The organism is Glaciimonas sp. Gout2, from assembly GCF_035018905.1.
Classification (GTDB): Bacteria; Pseudomonadota; Gammaproteobacteria; order Burkholderiales; family Burkholderiaceae_D; genus Glaciimonas.
This window is the reverse complement of sequence record NZ_JASJXA010000139.1, coordinates 1-497: the sequence shown is the minus strand read 5'-3', so window position 1 is coordinate 497 and position 497 is coordinate 1. Positions and strand designations below refer to the sequence as shown.

1 protein-coding gene is annotated in these 497 nt (G+C 54.9%); it reads right to left on the bottom strand.

Translation table 11 applies throughout. The features are described 5' to 3' along the window. The coding region (locus QN379_RS23510) for a thiamine pyrophosphate-dependent enzyme (protein WP_323507778.1) at window positions 1-497 on the bottom strand (497 nt) is incomplete at both ends.

The window sequence follows — 497 nt, the reverse complement described above, 5'->3', positions numbered from 1 at the left end:
ACGTCTTCCAGATTGTCGACAACGATCCCTTCGGCACCCATCGCGATTGCGATGGCGGCAAAGCTTTGGTTCTCCAGTTCACCGGCGACAAAGCGACGGTTATAGAAGTCGACCTGATTTTTCTTCTCTGCGCCCCATTGACGATTGTGGAATACCACCGCCGTGACCGGAATATTGTGACGCACACAGGTCATGGTCTCCATCAGGCTCATGCCCCACGCGCCATCACCGGCATACGACACCGCCGGACGATGGGGTGCAGCGACCTTGGCCCCGATGATGGTTGGGAAGGCGTAGCCGCAATTACCAAAGCTCATCGCCGCAAAGAAACTGCGCGGTTTTTCGAAGCGCAGATAACTATTCGCCACCGAATTGATGTTGCCGATATCGGTCGATACCATGACGTCTTCGGGCATGGCTTTTTCCAGTTCGCGCAAGACCTGACGGGGATGCAGATACGTGCCACCGAACGGGGTTTTTTCTTTCTTTTGTTCTGC